The following is a 23,723-nucleotide window of genomic DNA, read 5'->3' as shown; positions in this document are numbered from 1 at the left end:
GGACAAACGCTCCCCAGTGGCTCCCGCCCTACCGTGGACCCGAACGCCAAGGACAGCACACCCCCGAACCACGGAAGGGCCGGGATTCGCACATGACTTCCACCACCGCCTTCTGGCTCGCCGGCCGCCAGGTCACCGGCGAGGACACCTTCGACGTCACCTCCCCGTGGGACGGCCGCCTGGTCGGCAGGGTCAGCGTGCCGACGGACGCCCAGGTCGAAGAGGCCGTGGCCGCCGCCCACGCCGTACTCGAGGACTTCGCCGCCACCCCGGCCCACGTACGCGCCGCCGCCCTCGACCACGTCAGCAAGCGCCTCGCCGAGCGCACCGAGGAGATCGCCCGGCTGATCTCCGCCGAGAACGGCAAGCCCGTCAAGTGGGCCCGGGGCGAGGTCGGCCGGGCCGTCTCCGTCTTCCGGTTCGCGGCCGAGGAGGCCCGGCGGTTCAACGGCGGCGAGGCCCAGCGCCTGGACACCGACGCCGGCGGCCAGGGCCGCCTCGCGCTCACCCGCCGCTTCCCCAAGGGCGTCGTCCTCGGCATCGCGCCGTTCAACTTCCCGCTGAACCTGTGCGCCCACAAGGTGGCCCCCGCCATCGCGGCGGGTGCGCCGATCATCCTCAAGCCGGCCCCCGCCACCCCGCTCTCCGGCCTGATCATCGGTGACCTGCTCGCCGAGACCGACCTGCCGGCCGGTTCCTGGAGCATCCTCCCGGTCTCCAACGACCGCATGCCCGCCCTCGTCCAGGACGAGCGGCTGCCGGTGATCTCCTTCACCGGCTCCGAGAAGGTCGGCTACGCGATCATGGACTCGGTGCCGCGCAAGCACTGCACCCTGGAACTCGGCGGCAACGGCGCCGCGGTCGTCCTCGGCGACTGGGCCTCCGACGCGGACCTCGACCGGGCCGCCACCCGCATCGCCACCTTCTCCAACTACCAGGGCGGCCAGTCCTGCATCTCCGTGCAGCGCGTGATCGTCGACGCGTCCGTCCACGACCGCCTGCTGCCGCGCATCGTCGCCGCCGTCGAGGCGCAGGTCACCGGCGACCCCTCCGACGACAAGACCGATGTCGGCCCGCTGGTCAGCGAGGACGCGGCCAAGCGCGTGGAGTCGTGGGTGAAGGAAGCGGTCGAGGCCGGGGCCACCCTTCTCACCGGCGGTGACCGCGACGGCGCCTCCTACGCGCCGACCGTGCTCACCGACGTACCGGACGACGTGACCCTCTCCTGCGAGGAGGTCTTCGGACCCGTCCTCACCGTGCGGAAGGTGAACGGGGAGGCCGAGGCCTTCGCCGCCGTCAACGACTCCAAGTACGGCCTCCAGGCGGGCGTGTTCACGCACGACCTGCAGACCGCCTTCCGGGCCCACCGCGCCCTCGAGGTCGGCGGCGTGGTCGTCGGAGACGTCCCGTCCTACCGCGCCGACCAGATGCCCTACGGCGGCGTCAAGCAGTCCGGCGTGGGCCGCGAGGGCGTGAAGTTCGCGATGGACGACTACACCTACGAGCGGGTGCTGGTCCTCACCGGGCTCGCCCTCTAGGGCCGTGAGCGCCCCGAAGGGGCCCGGCACCGATGGTCGTCGGTGCCGGGCCCCTTCTCTGCGCCGGCCTCGTCCGGACCCTCAACCGGAGAAGCCGACGTGCGCGAGCCGCACCGGGCCGCGCAGCCTGAGGTGTACGTCGTGCACGCCCTCGGCGACGATCCCGGCGCCGAGCGCGATGTAGTCGTACGGGCCGGACGTCGCCTCCTCGAGGGTGAGGACCGCCAGCGCCGGGCCGCCGTCCAGCGACAGCTCGACCGCGCCCCCGCCCGCCACCTCGGCCGTCACCTCCGTCACGCCGTCGCCGAAGTCGCAGTCGCGGTAGACGAGTTCACCCGTGCCGCCGTCCACGGGCGTCACCGCGTCACCCGACACCTTCGTACGGTCCACCAGAGCGACGCCGGACTGCTCGTCGAAGTCGGCCGCCTCCAGGCCGCGCCGGAGCACCGCGCGCGGTGCGGCCTGCTCGCCGTCGAGGAGCACGGTCGTGCGCAGCCGGACGTCCGCGCTGGAGGCACCGGCCAGCAGGTCGTACGGACCCTGCTCCATACGCCACCGGCCCTGCGCCACGTCCCAGAACTCGAACGCGGTGAGCGGCACCTCGAAGCTCAGCTCCGCCCCCTCGCCCGGCGCCAGGGTGACCCGGCGGTGGGCGAGCAGTTCCCGGCGCGGACGGACGGCGGACGGCTCCACCGCCCGCGTGTACAGCTGCGCCACCTCGTCGGCCGTGACGTCGCCGGTGTTGGTGACCGTGAACGACACGTGCACCGCGTCGTCCGCCACCCGGACCGCCAGGCCGGCGTAGCCGAAGGACGAGTACGACAGGCCGTGGCCGAAGGGGAAGAGGGGCGTTCCCTCGTAGTACAGGTACGTCTGGCGGGCGCCGACGACGTCGTAGTCGAGCAGGTCGGGCAGGTCGGCGTCGGCCGCGTACCAGGTCTGCGGGAGACGGCCCGCGGGGGAGACGTCACCGGCCAGGACCCGGGCCAGGGCGGTGCCGGCCGCCTGTCCGCCGTGCGCGGTCCACAGCACGGCGGGCAGCTGCGTGGCGTCCACCGCGTACGGGTACGCCGAGACCAGCACCAGCACCGTGCCGGGGTTCGCGGCGCGGGCGGCGCGCAGCAGCCGCTCCTGCTGGGCGGGCAGGTCCAGGGTCGTACGGTCCTCGGTCTCGCGGCCGTTGATGTGCGGGTCGTTGCCCGCCACCACCACGACCACGTCGGCCTCGGCGGCCACCCGGGCCACCGCGTCCTCGCCCCGTTCGGCGAAGACGACCTCGAAGACCTCGCCACCCGCCCCGTCCCGCCCGTCCTCCCCGTCATGGCCGGCAACCTTCACGCCGTCGGCGGCGACACAGACCGGGCGACCCGTGCCGATGTGCGTCAGGAGGTGACCGTTCGGGTGTGGTTCCAGGCGGAACGTCTCCTGGACGACCCAGCCGCCCGGCTGGTCGGCGGAGGCACGGACGCGGCCGTCCTCGGCGACCGACAGATAGCGGCCGTCGGGCGCGCGCAGCGTCAGCACACCGTCGCCCCAGTCGACGAGCGCGAACTCGGTGCCGGTGGCGTCGGTGGTGAGCGGGGGCAGGTCGGTGCGGCCGGCGAGCAGGGCCGGGTCCAGGGCGCCCTCGGCGCCGCGCGCCTCCGCGGGGGCCTCGGGGGCGGGCGGCACGTGCAGGAACGTACCGGCGGCGGTCTTGAACAGGACCCGGTCCACGCCCTCGGCGAACTCCACCCGCTCCGTGCCGAACCGCTCGTACAGGCCCTCCAGAGGGGTGGACCGGTGCAGGAGCGTGCCGCTGTACCAGTCCAGCTTGCACTCGTCGGCGAGCAGACCGACCACGGCGACGCGGGTGTCCGGGGCGAGCGGCAGCAGGCCGTCGTTCTTGAGCAGCACCACCGCCTGCTCGGCCGTCTCCTGGGCGAGCGCGCGGTGGGCCGGGGTGTCGAACTCGCCCGCGCCCAGGTGCGGGTCGTGCTCCGGGTCGAACTCGCCGAGCCGGAAGCGGACGGACAGCTGGCGGCGGACGGCGGTGTCGATGTCGGACTCCGTCAGCAGACCCCGGTCGAGGGCGCCGCGCACCCGCGCGACGATCTGCGAGCTGTCCGTGCCGTGGTCGGTGAAGCTGTCGACGCCGGCCAGCAGGGCGGCGGCGGTGGCCTCCTCGTGGGTGTCGAAGTAGTGCTCGAAGTCCACCAGGTTGGAGGGCGCGCCCGCGTCCGAGCAGACCAGGAGGTCCTCGCCGGTCCAGGTGCGCAGGTGCTCGCGCAGGTACGGGGAGAGGTGGTTGGGGCGGCCGTTGACCAGGTTGTAGGCGGGCATCACCCCGGCCACGGCGCCCGCCTCCACGGTCTCCTTGAAGGCCCGCAGGTCGTACTCGTGCAGCACGCGCGGGCGGACCGAGGCCGACGAGGTGGCCCGGTCGGTCTCGTTGTTGTGGGCGAGCCAGTGCTTGAGGACCGGCGCGGTGCGCCAGTACGTCGGATGATCCCCGCGCAGACCGCGCGTGTACGCCGTGGCGATCGCCGAGGTCAGCTTCGGGTCCTCGGAGTAGCCCTCCTCGTTGCGTCCCCACAGCGGATGCCGGAGCAGGTTGACGGTCGGCGACCAGACGTTGAGGCCGACCCGCTCGTCGCGGGCGCGCATCGCCCGCACCTCCTTGGACACCGCCTCGCCGACCCGGCGGACCAGGTCCGGGTTCCAGGTCGCGCCCAGGCCGACCGCCTGCGGGAACACCGTCGCCGGGCCCATCCAGGCCACCCCGTGCAGCGCCTCCTGCCCGGTGCGGAACGCGCCCACGCCGAGCCGCTCCACCGCGGGCGCGAACTGGTGCAGGAAGGCGACCTTCTCGTCCAGCGTGAGCCGCGCCAACAGGTCGTCGATGCGCTTCGCGAACGGCAGGTGCGGATCGCGGAAGGGCGGTGTGGACGGCGTCGGTACGGTCACGAGCGGTTCTCCCTGCAATGGAGTGGTGCGGCGCTTTCGAAGCGCTTCGATGCTCATTCGACTCACGGGTGGGTGTCAAGACTCCTCGGCGCAACAACTCGGACTTCTCACCGACATTTGAAGCCACTCGCGCGGGCCGGGCGGGCCCTGGGACGCCTCGGAGGAATCTTGGAATCGACCCTTGTGCGCCCCCAGGTGTTCACTTAACCTCGCAGCAACATCGAAGCGCTTCGACGACGTGCATCCGATTTTCCGCGGAGCCCGCGAACCGCTTCAGCTCAGCCAAGTTCCACTCGAGACACCGCAGCCGACGGCCGCCCGCCGGGTGTCCTGGTGTGCCATGAAGGGTTGACGCAATGACGCCGAACGCCGCCTCCCCCTCGTCCGGACCGAGCCGGAGAAGCTTCCTCGCCTCCACGGCGGTCGCCAGCGCGGCAGTGGCCGGCGGGATGCCGCTGCTCGCCGCCTGCGGCGGTTCGGACAGCGGTTCCCGGGACGGCACGACCTCGGGCAAGAAGGCCGAGAAGCTGCTGCCCGCCTACGTGGCCAGCAACGTCGTGACGCCCGACATCCCCAGCAAGAACGGTTCCGCGGCCGGCTTCACCGGCAAGCTGGACCTGTCCACGCTGAAGACCTCGGTGCCGAAGAAGCTCGGCAAGGGCGGCAAGGTCACCGTCATGGCGCCGTTCTGGGGTCCCCCGCCGAAGCAGGACAACCCCTACTATAAGGCGATGAACGACCTCATCGGCGCCGACGTCGTCTGGCAGAACCAGGACGGCAACACCTACGACCAGAAGCTCGGCGCGGTCCTCGCCTCCAGCGACGTACCGGACGTGGTGGTCGTCCCCGGCTGGAACATGACCGGCAAGATACCCAGCGCCATCATCGGCAAGTTCGCCGACCTCGGCCCCTACCTGTCCGGCGACAAGGTCAAGGAGTACCCGAACCTCGCGGCGATCCCCACGGACGCCTGGCGCCGCTCGATCTTCGGCGGCAAGCTGCGCGGCCTGCCGATGCCGGCCCCCAACGTCCCGAACATCGTGCCCTTCTACCGCAAGGACATCTTCGACAAGGAGGGTTACGACATCCCCCGGTCCGGGGACGACTTCCTGGCGCTGGCGAAGGAGATCACCAACGCCAAGGCCAAGCGGTGGGCCTGCCTGGACATGAAGTGGACCGCCTTCAACATCTTCGGCGTGTTCTCCGGCGAGGAGAAGTCGCTCGGCTGGAACCAGGTCGACGGCAAGCTGGTCTACCGCATCGAGACCGATGAGTACCTCGAGGCGCTGGAGTGGACCCGCAAGCTCTTCGCCGCCGGTGTCTGCCACCCCGACGCCATGCTGGGCAAGGGCGCGGTCAACGACCCGGCCCCGAAGTTCGCGGCCGGTGAGTTCCTGATCTACAACAACGACATGTCCCACTGGTACGTCCAGACCAGCAACCAGGCCGCCCAGAACCCGGACTTCAAGATCTGGGGCATGGACATCTTCGGTCACGACGGCGGCGATCCCACCCTGTGGGCCAAGAACCCGGCCGGCATCTTCGCCTTCGTCAGCAAGAACGCCTCGGAGTCCGTGATCCGCGACGTGCTGGCGGTCGCCAACGTCACGGCCGCGCCGTACGGCACCAAGGAGTACATCCTCACCAACTACGGCGTCCAGGGAACCGACTTCACGGTGAAGAAGGGCGCGCCCGTGAAGACCACGCAGGGCAACAACGAGGTCAACAACACCTACCTCTTCGTCGCCAGCCCCGCCCCCAACCTCGCCCACCCCGACTTCCCCGAGGTCGCCAAGGCCCAGGTGGAGTGGCAGCAGCGGATGGGCGCCTTCACCAAGAAGTCCGCCTTCTACGGCATGCAGATCACCGAGCCCGGCCGCTACACCAACCTCTCCAACGACTTCGAGCAGCTGGAGGACGACGTCGTCCGCGGCCGCAAGAAGATCAGCGACGTGCAGCAGGCCGTCGCGGACTGGAAGAGCAAGGGCGGTGACCGGCTCCGCGACTGGTACCGGAAGATCCTCGACGAGAACGGTTCGGCGGCGAGCTGACCGGGCGCTGAGGCAAGGAGAACGGCTGTGTCCCACAGCACGGTGCCTCGGAGCAGGTCCGAGGCCGACACGACGGAGAAGACCCCGGCGGCGTCCGGCGGCGCCACCGGGCCCGGGAACGGGCGGGACCCGGGAAGGACGAGCCTGCGGACCAGGTTCAGACGGGACCGCGTCCTGCTGCTGATGACGATGCCGGCCGTTCTCCTGGTCCTGCTCTTCAACTACGTGCCCATCCTCGGCAACATCGTCGCCTTCGAGGACTACGACCCCTACGTCAGCGACAACGGCGTCGTCTCGATGCTGCACAGTCCGTGGGTGGGCCTGGAGAACTTCCAGCGGATGTTCGAGGACTCGGCGTTCTGGAACGCCGTCTCGAACACGCTGGTGCTGTTCCTCCTCCAGCTCGTCCTGTACTTCCCGGTCCCCATCCTGCTCGCGCTGCTCATCAACAGCGTGATCAGGCCGAAGGTGCGCGCGGTCTCGCAGGCGATCCTCTACCTGCCGCACTTCTTCTCGTGGGTGCTCGTCATCGCTGTCTTCCAGCAGCTCTTCGGCGGCGCCGGAGTCCTCTCCCAGCTGCTGCGGGAGCACGGGTACGACGGGCTCAACATCATGACCGACGCGCACACCTTCAAGTTCCTGATCACCGCCCAGAGCGTGTGGAAGGACTCCGGCTGGGGGATCATCGTCTTCCTCGCCGCGCTGGCCTCGGTCCCGACCGACATGTACGAGGCCGCCGCGATGGACGGGGCCGGCCGCTGGCGCCGCATGTGGCACATCACGCTGCCCGCGCTGCGCCCCGTGGTCGCCCTGCTGCTGGTGCTGCGCGTCGGCGACGCCCTCACCGTCGGCTTCGAGCAGATCCTGCTGCAACGCGACTACGTCGGACCGGGCGCGGCGGAGGTCCTCGACACCTTCGTGTGGTGGAACGGCGTGCGCAACCAGGACTTCGGCTACGCGGCCGCCGCCGGTCTCGTCAAGGGCGTGATCAGCCTCGGCCTGGTCCTCGCCGCGAACAAGGTGGCCCATCTCATGGGCGAGCAGGGGGTGTACAAGAAGTGACCGCTGTGATCGACAAGCCCGCCCGGCCCCGCCCCTGGGCAGGACCGCCCCGGCCCGCCTGGGAGGAGGAACCCAGCAGGGCCGGCCTCGCGGGCAAGGCCATCGTCCTGACCTTCGCCTGCCTCGGCATCGTCTTCCCGCTGTGGATCGTCGTCGTCACCAGCCTCTCCTCGCGCCGGACGATCGACCGGGCGGGCGGCCTGGTGATGGTGCCCAAGGGCATCACGTTCGTGGCCTACCGGGAACTGCTCAGCGGCGGCCAGGTGACCCGGGCGACGGTGATCAGCCTCCTGATCACGCTGGTGGGCACCCTGTTCTCGATGACGGTGTCGGTCCTGTGCGCCTACGGGCTCTCCCGGACCGGCTCACTCGGCCACCGCTGGCTGCTCATGATCCTCCTGGCGACGATGTTCTTCAGTGCCGGTCTGATCCCGACCTACCTGCTGGTCCAGTCGCTGGGCCTGACGGACACCTACCTGGCCCTGATCCTCCCGAGCGCCGTCAGCGTGTTCAACATCCTGGTGCTTCGGGGCTTCTTCATGGGGATCTCCCAGGAACTCATCGACAGCGCGCGGATCGACGGGGCCGGCGACCTCAGGATCCTGTGGAAGATCGTGATGCCGCTGTCCCGGGCTGTCCTGGCGGTGATCACGCTGTTCTACGCCGTCGGGTACTGGAGCGCCTGGTTCAACGCGTCGATCTACCTGAACGACCAGGACAAGATGCCGCTGCAGAACGTCATGATCCAGCTCGTCCAGAAACAGGAGGCCCCGGTCGGCCTGGGCCAGGCCATCAGGACCGGCGAACTGTCCGGCCTCGCCGTCCAGATGGCCGTCATGGTCCTGGCCCTCCTCCCCGTCGCCGTCCTGTCCCCCTTCGTTCAGAAGCACTTCAAGAAGGGCATGCTGACCGGCGCCGTGAAGGGCTGAAGCCCGGCTGTCCGCCCCAGGGGCGGGCCGCTTCGGGCGGCTGCGGCCGAGCCGTGGCCGGCCGCGGGGTTCCCCGCGCCCCCGACGGCGCGGTCCCGCGCGTCACACGTCACCGCTGCCGAACCGACGAACCGAACCCACCTGCGAGGTCCCCATGCCCGTCCCCCCTCCGAGCCGCCGAGCCGTCCGCGCCGCGACGGCGGGCGCGACCGCCCGGACGGCCCTCCACGGGGAGCCGGTCTGATGCCCCAGCTCGCGCACGCCACCCGCGGTCGCATCCTCTTCGGCGGCGACTACAACCCCGAACAGTGGCCCGAGGAGACCTGGTACGAGGACGTCCGGCTGATGAAGGAGGCCGGCGTCAACTCCGTCACGCTCGGCGTCTTCTCCTGGGCGAAGCTGGAACCCGAGCCCGGCGCCCGGGAGTTCGGCTGGCTGGACCGGCTCATGGACCTCATGCACGAGCACGGCGTCGGCGTCGTCCTCGCCACCCCCACCTCCTCCCCGCCCCCCTGGCTGGGCCGCCTGCACCCGGACACCCTGCCCCGCGACGCCGACGGCCGCGTGGAGTGGTGGGGCGGCCGGCAGCACTTCTCGCACTCCAGCGCCACCTACCGCCGCCGTGCCGCCGCCATCACCGAGGACCTCGCCGCCCGCTACGGCACCCACCCGGCCCTCACCATGTGGCACATCAACAACGAGTACTGCACCTACGACTACGGCGACGAGGCAGCCGCCGCCTTCCGGCGCTGGCTGCGCGCGCGGTACGGCACGCTCGACGCCCTCAACACCGCCTGGGGCACCGCCTTCTGGAGCCAGGGCTACGACACCTGGGACGGCATCCTGCCCCCGCGCCACGCCCACTACCTGAACAACCCCGGCCAGGTACTGGACTTCCGCCGCTTCACCTCCGACATGCTCCTGGAGTGCTACACCGCCGAGCGCGACATCGTCCGCCGGCACAGCCCGCACATCCCGGTCACCACCAACTTCATGCCGCTGTTCTTCGGCCAGGACGCCTGGCGCTGGGCCGGGGAGGAGGACGTCGTCTCCGTCGACCTCTACCCCGACCCGCGCGACCCCCTCGGTGCCCAGCACGGCGCCTTGGTCCAGGACCTGACCCGCTCCCAGGCGGCCGGCCCCTGGATGCTGATGGAGCAGGCGGCCGGGCCGGTCAACTGGCGCGGGGTGAACCACCCCAAACCCAAGGGCCTCAACCGCCTGTGGTCCCTCCAGGCCGTCGCCCGGGGCGCGGACGCCGTCTGCTACTTCCAGTGGCGCCAGTCCCGGCAGGGCGCGGAGAAGTTCCACTCCGGGATGGTCAGCCACGCCGGCGAGCACGGCCGCACCTTCCAGGAGGTCAAACGGCTCGGCGCCGAGCTGGCCCGGATCGCCCCGCGGGTGAGCGGCCGGCCCGTCACGGCGGACGTCGCGATCCTGCACGACTGGCACGCCTGGTGGGCCGCCGTCCAGGACGGCCGCCTGTCCACCGAGGCCGACCCCCCGGCCGTCCTGCACGCCTGGCACCGCGCCCTGTGGGAGTCCCACCTCACCACCGACTTCGCCCACCCCGAGCACGACCTGTCCGCGTACGGTTGCGTCGTCGTACCGCAGCTGTACCTCCTCACCGACGCGGCGATCGACAACCTCCTCGCCTACGCGAACGACGGCGGCACCCTCGTCTGCGGCTTCCTCACCGGTGTCGCCGACCAGGACGACCGGGTGCGCCCCGGCGGCATGGACGCCCGGCTGCGCGAGCTGTTCGGGATCCGCACGCTGCACGAGTGGTGGCCGCTGGACGCGGGGGAGCGCGTCGCGTGCGAGGGCTTTTGGGGAACGCTGTGGTCGGAGGAGATCGAGGCCGCCGGCACCGTCGCCGAGACGATCAACTACCAGGGCGGCGAACTCGACGGGCTGCCCGCCGTACTGCGCAGGGGCCGGGCCTGGTACGTCTCCACGCTCCCGGAGCCGGAGGCGCTGCGCGCGCTGCTCGCCCGGATCACGGGCGAGGCCGGGATCCGCCCGGTGCTCGACGGCCTGCCGGAAGGGGTCGAGGCCGTCCGGCGCGGCGCGGTGCTGTTCCTGCTCAACCACGGTCGCGAGCCGGTGACCGTCGAGGTGCCCGGCACCCACCGTGACCTGCTCACGGGAGCCACGGTCGTCGACCGGACCACGCTCGGACGCTACGGAACGGCGGTGCTGGAACCATGACGCACGGGCTCGCCCACGGAACCTGGGAACCGCGGCCGGCCTCCCGCTGGGAGGACGGCTTCCTCAGCGGCAACGGCCACCACGGCGCCCTTGTGTTCGGCGACCCGGACGACGACCGCGTCATCGTCACCCACCACACCCTGGTCCGCCCCAACGGCGGCGAACACGCCCGCCCGCCCCGGCTGGCCGCCCGGCTGCCCGCCCTCCAGGACCGGCTGCTGGCGGGCGCCCGCACCGCCGCCGAGGACTTCACCGACGGCCGCCCGCTGCAATGGGTGCAGCCCTTCCACCCGGCCTTCCGGATCCGGCTGCGGCGGGCTCCCGGCGAACCCGCCGGCGACCGCCCCGCCTACCGCCGCTCGGTCGACTTCACCACCGGCGAGACGACGGCCACCCGCGCCGGGTGGACCAGCCGCGTCTTCGTCTCCCGCGCCGACGACCTGATCGTCCAGTCGGTCACGGCACCCGGCCGCACGCTCGACATCGGCCTGGACGCCCGGCTGCCGAACGCGCCCGCCCGCCTCGGCGTGGGCGAGGGCGCGCTCCTCACCCCCGAGGGCGCTCTGCTCACCCTGCGCGTCCGCTACCCGGACAGCGAGCGTGCCTACACCGGGATGACCCTCGTCGCGGTCACGGGCGGCACGACGACCCTCATCCCGCCCGGCGCGCGCGTCACCGACGCCGAGTCGGTGCTGCTGCTCACCCGGGTCCGGCGCCACACCGGAGAACTCGACACGGTGGCGCCGGCCCGGGAACTGCGCGACGCGTGGGGCGAGCAGTCCTACGAGAGCCTCCTCGCCCGCCACCTCGCCCTGCACCGCACCGCCTACGCACGCGTCACCCTCGACCTCGCCGCGGACCCCGCCGAACGCGCGCTGCCCGGCTCCGAACTCCTCCGACGCCCGGACAGCGCCGCCCTCCTGGAGCGGCTGTTCGCGGCCGGCCGCTACCACCTGCTGTCCTCGTCCGGCCTGAACCCGCCCCGCCTCACCGGTCTGTGGACCGGCGACTGGGACACCGCCTGGTCCGGCGCGTTCACCAACGACGCCAACCTCAACCTCCAGACCGCCTCCGCCTCGGCCGCCGCCCTCCCGGAGGTCACCGAGGCACTCGCGGGCCTCGTCCAGCGGCAGTTGCCCGACTGGCGGGAGAACGCCAGGTCCGTCTTCGGCGCCCGCGGCGCCGTCGCCCCCGCGCACAGTGACGGGGAGTCCGGGTACGCCTACCACTTCGACCGCGAGTACCCCCTGCACCTGTGGACCGCCGGCGCCGACTGGCTGCTCAAACCCCTCGCCGACCACGACGAGACCCGCGGCGAACGCGACCCGCGCACCGCCGCCGCCCTCGCCGAGACCGCCCGCTTCTACGAGGACTTCCTCACCCGCACCGACGACGACGGCCACCTCGTCGTCGTCCCCTCCTACTCACCCGAGAACCGCCCCGCCAACGCGAGCTGGGGTGCGATCAACGCGGCCATGGACCTCTCGGCGGCCCGCCACGCCCTGCGGACGGCGGCCGGCCACCACCCGGACACCCCCGACGCCGACCGCTGGCGCGCCCTCGCCGACCGGCTCCCGCCGCACCGGACCAACCGCGACGGCGCCCTCGCCGAGTGGGCCTGGCCGGGCCTGGACGACAGCTACGACCACCGCCACCTCAGCCACCTCTACGGCGTCTGGCCGCTCGACGAGATCACCCCCTACGACACCCCGCAACTGGCCGCGGCGGCGCACCGCGCCCTCGAACTGCGCGGCGCCGAGAACGACTCCGCGCACGGCCACCTCCACCACGCCCTGATAGCGGCCCGGCTCCGGGACGCCGACCGGGCCGGCCGGGCGCTCGCGAGCGTGCTGGACGGCGACTACTTCCACGCCTCCCTGATGAGCGCGCACTACCCGAACCGGCACGTCTACAACGCGGACGCCGCGCACACCCTGCCCGCCGTGCTGATCGAGACGCTGGTGCACTCCACCCCCGACCGCCTCGTCCTGCTGCCCGCGCTCCCGGCCGCGTACCCCCAGGGCCGGATCACGGGCGTCCGCACCCGGTTCGGGGCGGAGCTCGACCTCACCTGGAACCACGGCACGGCCACCGCGGTGCTGCGCCCCACCCGCAGCCACCGCGTCGAACTCAGGACTTCCTCCGGCGCACAGCCGCTCGACCTCGTCGCCGGAGAAGACCGCGTCCTCACCCTGGGGACGTGGTAACCCCGCGCACTCCCCCCACCCATGGAAGGGACACCATGGCAACTCGCACGCTGCGCAGGATCACGATGGCCGTACTGGCCCCGGCGCTGGCCCTCGGCGCCACCGTCGGCCTCGCCTCCGCCCCCGCCTCGGCCGCCGTCTGGAGCTCCTGCGACCAGTGGGGCAGCACCACGCTGAACGGCTACACCCTCTACAACGACATCTGGGGCTCCGGCGCCGGCAGCCAGTGCATCTGGGCCAACTCCGGCACCAACTGGGGCGTCAACGCCAACCACCCCGACACCGGCGGCATCAAGGCCTACCCGAACTCCAAAAAGGTGGTCAACAAGTCGATCACCTCGCTGTCCTCGCTCACCAGCAGCTACAACGTCACGGTCCCGTCGTCCGGCGCGTACAACACGTCGTACGACATCTGGGACACCGGCTACAAGTACGAGACCATGCTCTGGGTCAACAAGACCGGAGCCGTCGGTCCCCTCGGCACCTCGCAGGGCAACGTGACGCTAGGCGGCCACACCTGGACCGTCTACAAGGGCAACAACGGCTCCAACGACGTCTTCTCGTTCGTCCGCACCTCGAACTCCACCTCCGGCACGGTGAACGTCCTGCCGATCCTGAAGTGGATCAAGGACACCAAGGGGTGGTTCGGCAACGTGACCATCGGTGACGTGCAGTTCGGCTTCGAGATCACGTCCTCGTCCGGTGGCCTGAACTTCACCACCAACAGCGAGACCGTCAGCAGCAGCTGATCCGTCAGCTCCGGTCGAGCTCGGCCCGGAGGGCGTCGTAGTCCGCGAAGGCCGCCGCGACGTCCTCACGGGTCAGGCCGTACCGGGCGAGGTCGTACCGGTGCGGACGGGTGCCCTTGGGCCGGGCGGCCACCCCGGGCAGCCGGGCCGCCTCGGCGTCGGTCCACGCCGCGCCGACGGCCGCGTACAGCTCGGGGGCGCCCGCGGCCGGGTCGGCGGCGAGCAGGGAGTAGGGGACGTCGACCAGCTGCTCACCGGGGACGGCGGCGCGGGAGGCGAGCCCGCGGGCCGCGGAGCGGCTCAGCAGCTCCAGCCAGGTGGCGCCGATGCCGTGCAGGTCGACGGGGCGGGTGCTGACGGCCATGCCGTGTTCCACCAGACTGCAGAACGACGCCACGACGGTCGCCGGATCACGGTGGGTCCACACGATCGTGGCGTCCGGGAAGACGGTGCGCAGCGCGTCCAGGTTCTCCAGGTGCAGGGGCGACTTCAGCACCCAGCGCCGACGGGGGCGGCCGTACTGGAGCACCTGGTAGACCCGCTTGAGGTGGCGGTAGTCGGGCAGGAAGTCCCGTGTGCCGTGCCAGGGCAGGTACTCGGGGATCCGCGCCTGGGACAGCGGCATCACGGTGTGCGGCAGGGCGAACGTGCACTCCTCCGGGCCCTCGGGGAGCAGCCGGTGGATGTCGCGGAAGTGCGGCGCGAACAGGTCGATGCTCCCCACCAGCCGGCGCGCCGCCGTGATCGCCCGCTGCCGCTCACCGGGCTGCCGGTACAGGCCGGGCGTGAGCAGCTCCCACAGCAGCGGGCTGCGGTGCTCGCCGGACAGCGACAGCACCGCGTGGGTGAGCGTGGTGGCGGTGCGGGGCAGGCCCACCACGAACACCGGCCGCTCGACGGGCTCCTCCTCGATCTCGGGGTGCTCGGCGATCAGCCGCCGGATCCGGGCCCGGCCGGTGAGATGTCTGCCGACGTGCCCCTGCGCGGACAGCCACCCCACCGGGGTGAGGTCCTCGGCCCGGGCCCAACATCGCAGCAGGAAACGGAAGTCCTCGGTGAACCGCTCGTCGCCGTCCGCCGGCCCGGCCCCGGCCAGCAGCCGGTCGAACGCGCGGTCGGGAGTGCGGCGGGAGCGGGCGGCGGGCCTCAGCAGCAGGTTGGCCAGGGTGAGGGCGAGGGGAGCGGAGGACACGGGGGCGGGATCCTTTCGCGGGCGGACGGGGGCAGTGAACCTACCCACGTCAAATCCCGCGCGCTACAGCGGAGTTGAGACATTCCCGCCCCTCTCGCGCTACTCGGCGACCGGCAGCCGTGCCCCGTCCCGCAGGAACAGCGGGATGCGGTCCAGGGGGGCGTCCACCGTCACGGTCGTACCGCCCTCGTACGTCTCACCGGTCCACGCGTCCGTCCAGCGGGCGCCGGCCGGCAGGTACGCCGTGCGGGCGGTGGCACCCGCCGTGAGCACCGGGGCGACGAGCAGGTCACCGCCGAAGAGGTACGCGTCCTCGACCGACCAGGCCGCCTGGTCCTGAGGGAACTCCAGGAACAGCGGCCGCATCACCGGCAGGCCCTCCTCATGGGCCTCCCGCATGACCTTCAGGACGTACGGCTTCAGGCGCTCGCGCAGCCGCAGGTACTTCTCCAGGATCGCGCCGGCCTCCTCGCCGTACGACCAGACCTCGTTCGGGCCGCCGGTCATCTCCGGGCCCAGTGGCATGCCCGGGTCACGGAAGCCGTGCAGCCGCATCAGCGGGGACAGCGCGCCGAACTGGAACCAGCGGACCATCACCTCGCGGTACGCCGGGTCGTCCGGGTCGCCGCCGTGGAAGCCGCCGATGTCGGTGTTCCACCAGGGGATCCCGGAGAGCGCGGTGTTCAGGCCGGCCGCGATCTGGCGGCGCAGGGTCGGGAAGTCGGTGCCGATGTCACCGGACCACAGGGCGGCGCCGTGGCGCTGACTGCCCGCCCAGGCCGAGCGGTTGAGGGTGATCACCTCGTCCTCCCCGGCCGCCAGCAGGCCCTCGTGGAAGGTCCGGGAGTTCTCGGCCGGATAGATGTTGCCGACCTCCAGCCCGGGGCCGGCCCAGTAGCGCAGGTTCTCCGGGAAGCCCGGCTTCAGCTCGGGCTCGCACGCGTCCAGCCAGAAGGCCGTGATGCCGTACGGGTCCAGGTAGTTCTCCTTCACGCGGGACCACACGAACTGGCGGGCCTCGGGGTTGGTCGCGTCGTAGAAGGCCACCTGCACGGTGGAGGCGACCTCCTTGTCCGGCCAGTCGGCGTGCGCCATCGGCCCGTACTGCGTGCCGATGAAGTAACCGCGCTGCTCCATCAGCGAGTGGTTCTCCGACAGCGGCGACACCGACGGCCAGACCGACACCACCAGCTTGACGCCCATCTCCTCCAGCTCGCGGACCATCGCCGCCGGGTCCGGCCACTCCTTCGGGTCGAACTTCCACTCGCCCAGGTGGGTCCAGTGGAAGAAATCGCAGACGATGGCGGACAACGGCAGGCCCCGCCGCTTGTACTCCCGTGCCACGGCGAGGAGTTCGTCCTGGGTGCGGTAGCGCAGCTTGCACTGCCAGAAGCCCGCCGCCCACTGAGGGAGCATCGGCGTGCGGCCGGTCACCGCGCTGTAGCGGCGCTGGCCGTCGGCCGGGCTGCCCGCGGTGATCCAGTAGTCGATCTGGCGGGCGGAGTCCGCCACCCAGCGGGTGCCGTTGTGCGCCAGTTCCACGCGGCCGATCGCCGGGTTGTTCCACAACAGGGTGTAGCCGCGGCTGGAGGCCAGCACCGGGATGCCGACCTCGGCGTTGCGCTGCACCAGGTCCAGGACCAGGCCCTTCTGGTCGAAGCGGCCGTGCTGGTGCTGGCCGAGGCCGTACAGCTTCTCGCCCTCGTAGGCGGCGAAACGCTGCTCCAGGCGGTGGTGGCCGTTGCCGACCGCCGTGTAGAGACGGGAGCCCGGCCACCAGAAGTGGGCGCGCGCCTCGGACAGCAGCTCCGAGGAGTCGTCGGTGCGCAGGAAGCGGACCAGGCCCTCGGCGTCGACCTCCACGGTCAGCGCGCCGACCGTCAGCCGCGCCTCGCCGTCCCCGATCTTGACGGTGCTCTCGGTGACGGGCGGTGTCTCGAGCAGGGCGCCCGGCAAGGCGTCGAGCACGGGACCGCCGAGCCGGGCACGCACCCGGACCGCGTCCGGGCCCCAGGGCTCGATGCGCACCGTCTCCTGGCGGCCGCTCCACTCCAGCGCGCCGTCCCGCTCGCGGAACGTGCCGACGGTGGGGGAGGACTGCGCGAGGCTGACCTTGTGCTGCGCCGGGGCAGGCTGGTTTCGGGCAGGCTGATTCACGAGGAGTGCTCCTGGGGTGTGCAGACGGGACTGCGGACGAGGGTGCGAACGGGAGTGCGAACAGGGCTGCGAACGGAGAGGCGAGGAGGCTGCCGACGGGGAGGACGGGATCCGGGCATGGCGGTGCCCGGAAGGGGCGGCGCGTGGAACCCGCGGTGTGGGCCGCGGTGGATCAGGAACCGGCCGGCGCCGGCCCCGTGCTCGCCCGGACGGTCAGCTCCGGCGCGATCAGTACGACGTCGTCACCGCCGTGGCCGTCCAGCTTGGCCACCAGGTGCTCCACGGCGTACCGGCCCATCTCCTGGGCCGGGATGGCGACCGACGTCAGCCGCACAGAGGCCTGGACGGCGACCTGCTCCGGGCAGACCGCGACCACCGACACGTCCTCGGGCACCGCACGGCCCTGCTGGCGCAGCAGGGCGAGCAGCGGCTCGACGGCGAACTCGTTCTGCACCACGAACCCGGTGGTGCCCGGGCGTTCGTCGAGGATCCGGGCGAGCGTGACCGCCATCGCGTCGTACCCGCCCTCGCACGGCCGGTGCAGCACCCGCAGGCCCAGCTCCCGGGCGCGGGTGCGCAGGCCGTCGAGGGTGCGTTCGGCGAAGCCGGTGTGCCGTTCGTAGACCGCGGGGGCCTCGCCGATGACCGCGACGTCGCGGTGGCCCAGCTTCGCCAGGTGCTCCACGCACAGCGCGCCGGTCGCCGCGAAGTCCAGGTCCACGCAGGTCAGGCCGGTGGTGTCGGCGGGCAGGCCGATGAGGACGCAGGGCTGGCCGGCCTGGCGCAGCAGCGGCAGCCGTTCGTCCTCCAGTTCGACATCCATCAGGATCATCGCCTCGGCCAGTCCGCTGCCGGTGACCCGGCGCACCGCGTCGGGGCCCTCCTCGCCGGTGAGCAGCAGGACGTCGTAGCCGTGCGCGCGCGCGGTGGTGGCCACCGCGATGGCGATCTCCATCATCACCGGCACGTACATGTCGGTGCGCAGGGGGACCATCAGCGCGATGATGTTCGAGCGGTTGCTGGCCAGGGCGCGGGCGCCCGCGTTGGGGTGGTACCCGAGCTGCCGGATACTCTGCTCGACCCGCTGCCGAGTGGTGGCGGAGATGGACCGCTTGCCGCTGAGGACATAGCTCACCGTGCTCGCCGAGACTCCGGCGTGCTGGGCGACCTCGGCGAGGGTGACCATCCAGCTCTCCAAGCTTTGTGAAGCGCTTCGACAGTGCGCGTTGCTGACAAGGGCGACTGAGGGTGTATCGACAGTAGCTTCAGCGGGGGTGAGTGTCCATAGCCTGTCGAAGCGCTTCGACACCCTTTTCACGCGGGCGACGGGCCGACAGGCGCACACGAACCGTCCCCCGGACGGCCCACCGGCGCAAGACGCGTGACAGGAACGGCGGGGGCGGGGAAACGGGCCGTCGCGACACCCCGCGCCGGCTACGGGTCTGGGCCGAACGGACGCGGCAGGACTGGTGGCGGCGCCTCGTTTCGGGTACCAACGATCCAGTAGCACTGCTCGGTAACGAACAGTCCGCAATCATCCCTCTTCGCGGCGAGGTGAGCCTCATGTCCGCCCCCACCACCAAGAAACCCACCGTCACCGAACGCGAGGCCCGCCAGGTGGCGGAGGCCGCCCGGGAACAGGACTGGCGCAAGCCGAGCTTCGCCAAGGAGCTGTTCCTGGGCCGCTTCCGGCTCGACCTCATCCACCCGCACCCGCTCCCCGCCGACGAGGACGCACAGCGCGGCGAGGAGTTCCTCGCCAAGCTCCGCGACTTCTGCGAGACGAAGATCGACGGCGCCCGGATCGAGCGGGACGCGCGGATCCCGGACGAGGTCATCGACGGGCTCAAGGAGCTCGGCGCGTTCGGCATGAAGATCGACACCAAGTACGGCGGCCTGGGCCTGACGCAGGTCTACTACAACAAGGCCCTCGCCCTGGCCGGCTCCGCGAACCCCGCGGTCGGCGCCCTGCTGTCGGCCCACCAGTCGATCGGCGTACCGCAGCCGCTGAAGATCTTCGGCACCCAGGAGCAGAAGGACACCTTCCTGCCCCGCTGCGCCCGCACCGACATCTCCGCCTTCCTCCTCACCGAGCCGGACGTCGGTTCCGACCCCGCCCGGCTGGCCACCACGGCCGTGCCCGACGGCGACGACTACGTCCTCGACGGGGTGAAGCTCTGGACGACCAACGGAGTCGTCGCCGACCTGCTCGTGGTGATGGCGCGGGTGCCGGAGTCCGAGGGGCACAAGGGCGGGATCACCGCGTTCGTGGTCGAGGCCGCCTCGGAGGGCGTCACGGTCGAGAACCGCAACGCCTTCATGGGCCTGCGCGGCATCGAGAACGGCGTCACCCGCTTCCACCGGGTGCGCGTCCCCGCCGCCAACCGCATCGGCCCGGAGGGCGCGGGGCTGAAGATCGCCCTGACCACCCTGAACACCGGACGCCTGTCGCTGCCCGCGATGTGCGCCGGCGCGGGCAAGTGGTGCCTGAAGATCGCCCGCGAGTGGTCGGCCGCCCGCGAGCAGTGGGGCAGGCCCGTCGCGCTGCACGAGGCGGTCGGCTCCAAGATCAGCTTCATCGCGGCGACCACCTTCGCGCTGGAGGCCGTACTGGACCTGTCCAGCCAGATGGCCGACGAGGACCGCAACGACATCCGCATCGAGGCCGCCCTCGCCAAGCTGTACGGCTCCGAGATGGCCTGGCTGATGGCCGACGAACTGGTCCAGATCCGCGGCGGCCGCGGCTTCGAGACGGCCGCTTCGCTCGCGGCCCGCGGCGAGCGCGCCGTCCCCGCCGAACAGATCCTGCGCGACCTGCGCATCAACCGGATCTTCGAGGGCTCCACCGAGATCATGCACCTGCTGATCGCCCGCGAGGCCGTCGACGCCCACCTGTCGGTCGCCGGCGACCTCATCGACCCCGACAAGAGCCTGCCGGAGAAGGCGAAGGCGGGTGCCGGCGCCGGCGTCTTCTACGCCAAGTGGCTTCCCAAGCTGGTCGCGGGCCCGGGGCAGCTGCCCTCCTCGTACAGCCAGTTCAAGCACGGCGTGGACCTCTCCGGCCACCTGCGCTACGTCGAGCGGCACGCCCGCAAGCTCGCCCGCTCCACCTTCTACGCCATGTCCCGCTGGCAGGGCCGGATGGAGACCAAGCAGGGCTTCCTGGGCCGGATCGTGGACATCGGCGCCGAGCTGTTCGCGATGAGCGCCGCCTGCGTCCGGGCCGAGCTGCTGCGCAGCCAGGGCGACCACGGCCGGGAGGCCTACCAGCTCGCCGACGCGTTCTGCCACCAGGCCCGCCTCCGGGTCGAGGAACTCTTCGACCGGCTCTGGCACAACACCGACGACCTCGACCGCAAGGTGGTCAGGGGCGTCCTCGGCGGCGCCTACGAGTGGCTGGAACAGGGCGTCATCGACCCGTCGGGCGACGGCCCCTGGATCGCCGACGCCACCCCGGGCCCCAGCCGGCGCGAGAACGTGCACCGGCCGGTCCGCTAGCCGGTGTCTGTTCGAAAGTGCTGGTCGCAGCCGCTCGTCGGGGATGCGACCAGCACGGCCGCCCCGAGGCGCGGCACGGGCCCGCCGCACCCGGTGGACCCGGCCCGGTGGCGCCCCAGGTGTATTGACCTGGAGCGTTGTTGACGCGGCTGAGCTCGGCGTGATCCCCGTCACTTCGGCGTCGCGGAAGGCCGTGTCCGTCAGGACGTCCCGGCACGGGGCAGCCTTCCCCGCCGCACGGCGTCCTGCGCGGTGCCACGCTCGAGGGCTTCCCCGGGCGTCCGGCCACGCCGATCGTCAAGGACATCGGGGCGAGCTCTGCTCAGGTCCGAGTGTGTACTTCACGTTCGGACTGCATCCTGCGGAAGGTCGAGAGCGCACGGCGGCGCGGGCTGTGCCGGCTCGCGCCGCCGGGCACTGCGAAAGGCGGGCCGGCATCGGTATGCGTGCCCATCCACCCGCCCGAGGGACGCGCTGTCCTTCCGGCCGCCGGTTGCGGCAACAATGGGGGGATGACCGACAGTCCCGCCAGTCCGGCGCCACTCGCCGACCCGCACCTCGTCCACGACCCTCTCGCGGGGGACGGTCCCAAGGACGTGGTGATCCTCGGCTCCACCGGGTCCATCGGCACCCAGGCCATCGACCTCGTGCTGCGCAACCCCGACCGCTTCCGGGCGACCGCCCTGTCCGCGAACGGCGGCCGGGTGACCCTCCTCGCCGAGCAGGCGCACCGGCTGCGGGCGCGCACGGTCGCGGTCGCCCGGACGGACGTCGTACCGGCGCTGCGCGAGGCGCTCGGCGCCCGGTACGGCACCGGTGAACCGCTCCCCGAGATCCTCGCCGGCCCGGACGCCGCCACCCAGGTCGCCGCCTCCGGCTGCCACACCGTGCTGAACGGCATCACCGGCTCCATCGGCCTCGCCCCCACCCTCGCCGCCCTGGAGGCCGGCCGTACCCTCGCGCTCGCCAACAAGGAGTCGCTCATCGCCGGCGGGCCCCTGGTCAAGGCGCTCGCCAAGCCCGGCCAGATCATCCCGGTCGACTCCGAGCACGCCGCGCTCTTCCAGGCGCTCGCGGCCGGCTCGCGGGCCGACGTGCGCAAGCTGGTCGTCACCGCCTCCGGCGGCCCGTTCCGCGGCCGGACGAAGGAGCAGCTGGCCCACGTCACCGTCGAGGACGCCCTGGCGCACCCCACCTGGGCCATGGGCCCGGTGATCACGATCAACTCCGCGACCCTCGTCAACAAGGGCCTGGAGGTCATCGAGGCACACCTCCTCTACGACATTCCCTTCGACCGCATTGAGGTGGTCGTGCATCCCCAGTCGTATGTCCACTCGATGGTTGAGTTCACGGACGGATCGACACTGGCCCAGGCGACGCCCCCCGACATGCGGGGGCCGATCGCCATCGGCCTCGGCTGGCCCGAACGCGTCCCCGACGCGGCGCCCGCCTTCGACTGGAGCAAGGCCTCCACCTGGGAGTTCTTCCCGCTCGACAACGACGCGTTCCCCTCGGTGAACCTGGCGCGCCACGTGGGTGAGCTCGCGGGCACCGCCCCCGCGGTGTTCAATGCGGCCAACGAGGAGTGCGTCGAGGCGTTCCGCACCGGCGCGCTGCCGTTCAACGGGATCATGGACACCGTCACCCGGGTGGTGGAGGAGCACGGCACCCCCGGTACGGGAACCTCGCTCACCGTGTCGGACGTCCTCGAAGCGGAGACCTGGGCCCGGGCCCGGGCCCGGGAACTGACAGCGCAGACGGCGACCGCGGAGGCGCGTGCATGACGACCTTGATGTTCATCCTCGGCATAGGCGTCTTCGCGCTCGGGCTGCTGGTGTCCATCGCCTGGCACGAGCTGGGGCACCTCTCCACCGCCAAGCTCTTCGGCATCCGCGTGCCCCAGTACATGGTCGGCTTCGGCCCGACCGTCTGGTCGCGGAAGAAGGGCGAGACGGAGTACGGGATCAAGGCGATCCCGATGGGCGGCTACATCCGCATGATCGGCATGTTCCCGCCCGGCGACGACGGCCGGATCAGCGCGCGCTCCACCTCACCGTGGCGCGGCATGATCGAGGACGCCCGCTCGGCCGCCTTCGAGGAGCTCGAGCCGGGCGACGAGACCCGCCTGTTCTACACGCGTGCCCCGTGGAAGCGGGTCATCGTGATGTTCGCGGGTCCCTTCATGAACCTGATCCTCGCGGTGGTGCTGTTCCTCACCGTGCTGATGGGCTTCGGCATCACCCAGCAGACGACCACCGTCAGCTCGGTCTCCAAGTGCGTGATCTCCCAGACCGAGACCCGCGACACCTGCAAGAAGTCCGACCCCGTCTCCCCGGCCGCCGCCGCGGGCCTCAAGGCGGGCGACAAGATCGTCTCCTTCGACGGGACCAGGACGGACAGCTGGAACAAGCTCTCCGACCTGATCCGCGCCAACCCCGACAGGACGGTCCCCATCGTCGTCGAGCGCGGGGGCCACCGGCTCACCCTGCACGCGACGCTCGTCACGAACCAGGTGGCGAAGAAGGACTCCCACGGGCAGATCGTCGACGGCTACGTCCCGGCCGGCTTCCTCGGCTTCAGCGCCGCCAACGGCGTCGTACGCCAGGACTTCGGCGAGTCGGTGACGTGGATGGGCGACCGCCTCGGCGAGGCCGTCGACTCCATCGCGGCCCTCCCCGGCAAGATCCCCGCCCTGTGGAACGCCGCCTTCAACGACGCCCCCCGCCAGCCCGACTCCCCGATGGGCGTGGTCGGCGCGGCCCGGGTGGGCGGTGAGATCTTCACCCTGGACATCCCGCCCACCCAGCAGCTGGCGATGTTCGTCATGCTGGTCGCCGGCTTCAACCTCTCCCTCTTCCTGTTCAACATGCTCCCGCTGCTCCCGCTCGACGGCGGGCACATCGCGGGTGCCCTGTGGGAGTCGCTGCGCCGGAACGCGGCCAAGGTGATGCGCCGGCCGGACCCGGGTCCGTTCGACGTGGCGAAGCTGATGCCGGTGGCCTATGTGGTGGCCGGGATCTTCGTCTGCTTCACCGTCCTCGTGCTGATCGCGGACGTGGTCAACCCGGTGAAAATCTCCTAGCCACGCGGCGTTTCGAGTCGGGTCGCAGCAACCATCCGCGTTCCGCCGCGAGTTCCGCCGCGGCCCGTCGAACCGCGTCGAACGCGGGATGCGCGAGCCCC

Annotated in this window: 14 protein-coding genes; 10 read left to right on the top strand and 4 right to left on the bottom strand. The window is 71.6% G+C overall.

Annotated features, from left to right (window positions below; translation table 11 throughout):
* Nucleotides 1-92 precede the first annotated feature (92 nt).
* Complete coding sequence (locus ABZX30_RS31235) at nt 93-1,538, top strand: aldehyde dehydrogenase family protein (RefSeq protein ID WP_355939549.1); 1,446 nt, start codon at nt 93-95, stop codon at nt 1,536-1,538.
* An 81-nt stretch (nt 1,539-1,619) separates the two neighbouring features.
* Here ABZX30_RS31235 and ABZX30_RS31230 read toward each other — a convergent pair whose 3' ends face one another.
* Complete coding sequence (locus ABZX30_RS31230) at nt 1,620-4,484, bottom strand: glycoside hydrolase family 3 C-terminal domain-containing protein (RefSeq protein ID WP_355939546.1); 2,865 nt, start codon at nt 4,482-4,484, stop codon at nt 1,620-1,622.
* Between the two features lie 356 nt (nt 4,485-4,840).
* On the opposite strand from ABZX30_RS31230, the gene ABZX30_RS31225 reads away from it, so the two are divergent.
* The 6 genes from ABZX30_RS31225 (at nt 4,841) to ABZX30_RS31200 (ending at nt 13,693) form a co-directional block, all read left to right on the top strand.
* A complete protein-coding gene (locus tag ABZX30_RS31225) occupies nt 4,841-6,535 on the top strand; it encodes an extracellular solute-binding protein (RefSeq protein ID WP_355939543.1) in 1,695 nt (564 codons plus the stop codon).
* A 27-nt stretch (nt 6,536-6,562) separates the two neighbouring features.
* Entirely contained in the window at nt 6,563-7,597 is a 1,035-nt protein-coding gene (locus ABZX30_RS31220; protein WP_355939540.1) for an ABC transporter permease subunit, read from the top strand.
* Nucleotides 7,594-8,526, top strand: a complete 933-nt coding sequence (locus ABZX30_RS31215) for a carbohydrate ABC transporter permease (protein WP_355939537.1) — start codon at nt 7,594-7,596, stop codon at nt 8,524-8,526. The genes ABZX30_RS31220 and ABZX30_RS31215 overlap by 4 nt, the downstream gene beginning before the upstream one ends.
* 243 nt (nt 8,527-8,769) lie before the next feature.
* Nucleotides 8,770-10,737, top strand: coding sequence for a beta-galactosidase (locus ABZX30_RS31210; protein WP_355939534.1), 1,968 nt, complete (start codon nt 8,770-8,772; stop codon nt 10,735-10,737).
* Nucleotides 10,734-12,944, top strand: coding sequence for a glycoside hydrolase N-terminal domain-containing protein (locus ABZX30_RS31205; RefSeq protein ID WP_355939531.1), 2,211 nt, complete (start codon nt 10,734-10,736; stop codon nt 12,942-12,944). The genes ABZX30_RS31210 and ABZX30_RS31205 overlap by 4 nt, the downstream gene beginning before the upstream one ends.
* Nucleotides 12,945-12,979: 35 nt before the next feature.
* Nucleotides 12,980-13,693, top strand: a complete 714-nt coding sequence (locus tag ABZX30_RS31200) for a hypothetical protein (protein ID WP_355939528.1) — start codon at nt 12,980-12,982, stop codon at nt 13,691-13,693.
* A gap of 4 nt (nt 13,694-13,697) precedes the next feature.
* Here the strand turns inward: ABZX30_RS31200 and ABZX30_RS31195 are convergent, their stop codons facing one another.
* The 3 genes from ABZX30_RS31195 to ABZX30_RS31185 form a co-directional block, all read right to left on the bottom strand.
* Nucleotides 13,698-14,885 carry a sulfotransferase gene (locus ABZX30_RS31195; RefSeq protein ID WP_355939525.1) on the bottom strand — a complete coding sequence of 396 codons (1,188 nt, stop codon included), beginning with the start codon at nt 14,883-14,885 and terminating at the stop codon, nt 13,698-13,700.
* 99 nt (nt 14,886-14,984) lie between these two features.
* Nucleotides 14,985-17,042, bottom strand: a complete 2,058-nt coding sequence (locus ABZX30_RS31190; RefSeq protein ID WP_355939522.1) for a TIM-barrel domain-containing protein — start codon at nt 17,040-17,042, stop codon at nt 14,985-14,987.
* Nucleotides 17,043-17,214: 172 nt separating this feature from the next.
* Nucleotides 17,215-18,228, bottom strand: coding sequence for a LacI family DNA-binding transcriptional regulator (locus ABZX30_RS31185; protein ID WP_355939519.1), 1,014 nt, complete (start codon nt 18,226-18,228; stop codon nt 17,215-17,217).
* Nucleotides 18,229-18,605: 377 nt separating this feature from the next.
* Between ABZX30_RS31185 and ABZX30_RS31180 the strand changes: the two genes are divergently transcribed.
* The 3 genes from ABZX30_RS31180 to ABZX30_RS31170 all read left to right on the top strand — a co-directional run bounded on the left by ABZX30_RS31180 (nt 18,606) and on the right by ABZX30_RS31170 (nt 23,622).
* Nucleotides 18,606-20,540 carry an acyl-CoA dehydrogenase family protein gene (locus ABZX30_RS31180; RefSeq protein WP_355939516.1) on the top strand — a complete coding sequence of 645 codons (1,935 nt, stop codon included), beginning with the start codon at nt 18,606-18,608 and terminating at the stop codon, nt 20,538-20,540.
* 512 nt (nt 20,541-21,052) lie between these two features.
* On the top strand, nt 21,053-22,324 hold the full coding sequence (gene dxr, locus ABZX30_RS31175) for a 1-deoxy-D-xylulose-5-phosphate reductoisomerase (RefSeq protein ID WP_355939513.1): 1,272 nt from the start codon (nt 21,053-21,055) through the stop codon (nt 22,322-22,324).
* An 8-nt stretch (nt 22,325-22,332) separates the two neighbouring features.
* Complete coding sequence (locus ABZX30_RS31170; RefSeq protein ID WP_355939564.1) at nt 22,333-23,622, top strand: site-2 protease family protein; 1,290 nt, start codon at nt 22,333-22,335, stop codon at nt 23,620-23,622.
* Nucleotides 23,623-23,723 lie beyond the last annotated feature (101 nt).

It is taken from the genome of Streptomyces sp. NPDC004542 (assembly GCF_040610035.1).
Classification (GTDB): Bacteria; Actinomycetota; Actinomycetes; order Streptomycetales; family Streptomycetaceae; genus Streptomyces.
The sequence above is the reverse complement of the archived record's forward strand: the minus strand, read 5'-3'. Positions and strand labels throughout refer to the sequence as shown.

Bases quoted from the DNA above. Each gene is read 5' to 3' on its own strand.
- ABZX30_RS31200 (WP_355939528.1), top strand. From the start codon at position 12,980: ATGGCAACTCGCACGCTGCGCAGGATCACGATGGCCGTACTGGCCCCG.
- ABZX30_RS31185 (WP_355939519.1), bottom strand. From the start codon at position 18,228: ATGGTCACCCTCGCCGAGGTCGCCCAGCACGCCGGAGTCTCGGCGAGC.
- ABZX30_RS31205 (WP_355939531.1), top strand. From the start codon at position 10,734: ATGACGCACGGGCTCGCCCACGGAACCTGGGAACCGCGGCCGGCCTCC.
- ABZX30_RS31235 (WP_355939549.1), top strand. From the start codon at position 93: ATGACTTCCACCACCGCCTTCTGGCTCGCCGGCCGCCAGGTCACCGGC.
- ABZX30_RS31170 (WP_355939564.1), top strand. From the start codon at position 22,333: ATGTTCATCCTCGGCATAGGCGTCTTCGCGCTCGGGCTGCTGGTGTCC.
- ABZX30_RS31180 (WP_355939516.1), top strand. From the start codon at position 18,606: ATGTCCGCCCCCACCACCAAGAAACCCACCGTCACCGAACGCGAGGCC.
- ABZX30_RS31225 (WP_355939543.1), top strand. From the start codon at position 4,841: ATGACGCCGAACGCCGCCTCCCCCTCGTCCGGACCGAGCCGGAGAAGC.
- ABZX30_RS31210 (WP_355939534.1), top strand. From the start codon at position 8,770: ATGCCCCAGCTCGCGCACGCCACCCGCGGTCGCATCCTCTTCGGCGGC.
- dxr (WP_355939513.1), top strand. From the start codon at position 21,053: ATGACCGACAGTCCCGCCAGTCCGGCGCCACTCGCCGACCCGCACCTC.